Annotated in this window: 1 protein-coding gene; it reads left to right on the top strand. The window is 78.4% G+C overall.

What is annotated here, in order from left to right; all coding sequences use genetic code 11:
* Positions 1–1,235 (top strand): hypothetical protein (locus tag R7226_RS31460; protein ID WP_318601516.1); only part of this gene is annotated, 1,235 nt, incomplete at both ends.

Here is a 1,235-nt window from a genome sequence, read left to right as displayed (position 1 = left end):
GGCCGCTGCGCGCGCCCGGCTCCAGCTGCTGCTCGGCACCGCGCGCGACCGCAGCGACGACCGCGCCGGCGCCCGCGACGCCTGCCGCGCGGCCGCCGCGCTCGCGCGCGAGGCAAGGGACCCCCAACTGCTCGCCGAGGCAGCGCTCGGCTTCAAGGGGCTGGGGCTGGCGCTCGTCGGCAGCGACGCCGAGACCGTCGCGCTGCTGCGCGAGGCGCTGGCGGCGCCGCAAGCCGCGCTCGGGGAGCCGCTGCGCGCCCGGCTGCTGGCGGCGCTCGCGCTCGAGCTGTACTACGACGCCCCGGCCGAGTCGCAGCGGCTGAGCGCGCAGGCGGTCGCTCGCGCTCGCGAAGCGGGTGAGCCGGGCGCGCTGGCGCAGACGCTGAGCGCCCGCCACGCCGCGCTGTGGAGCGCCGGTCGCGCGCACGAGCGGCTCGGGGTCGCCGACGAGATGCACGCGCTCGCGCGCGGCGCGCACGACCGCATCGCCGCGTTGCAGGCGCGCAACTGGCGCGTGATCGACCTGCTGGAGCTGGGCCGCGTGCGCGACGCCGAGCGCGAGGTCGACGTCTACGCCGCCGAGGCCGCCGAGCTGCGGCTGCCGCGCTACCGCTGGTACGTGCCGCTGTGGCGCGCGGCGATCGCGATCCTGCGCGGCGACTTCGCGGCCGCCGAGACCGCGTCGGCGGAGGCGCAGCGGCTCGGGGTGCAGGCGCAGGACGCCAACGCCGCGCGCTACGGCGCGACCCAGCACGCGATCCTGCTGGCCGAGCAGATGCGCTATCGCGAGATCGACGTCGACGAGCTGATGCGGCTGATGCACGGCGCCCCGACCAGCACGGGCGCATGGCTGCCGTGGATCGTCTGGATCCAGGCCGAGCGCGGTGAGGCGAGCGCGGCCCGTGCCGGCTGGGAGCAGGTCGCCGCCGACGACTTCGCGATGCTGCCCGACGACGCCAACTGGGATGCCGCGACCGACGCCGCCGAGGCGTGCGCGACGCTCGGCGACGCCGACCGCGCGCCGGCGCTGATCGCGCGGCTGGAGCCGTACGCCGACGTGATGCCGGTGATAGGGCGCGGGATCGCGGTCTGCGCGCCGGTCTCCTACTTCCTCGGGCGGCTGCGGCTGACGGCCGGCGACCCGGTCGCGGCCGCCGCCAGCTTCTCCGCCGCGCACGCCGCCTGCGCACGCGTCGGCGCGGCGCCGCGCGCGGCGCGCAGCCGCCTCGGGCTCG

Source organism: Conexibacter stalactiti (genome assembly GCF_033542075.1).
Classification (GTDB): domain Bacteria; phylum Actinomycetota; class Thermoleophilia; order Solirubrobacterales; family Solirubrobacteraceae; genus Conexibacter; species Conexibacter stalactiti.
This window is presented reverse-complemented; position numbering and strand designations above follow the sequence as displayed.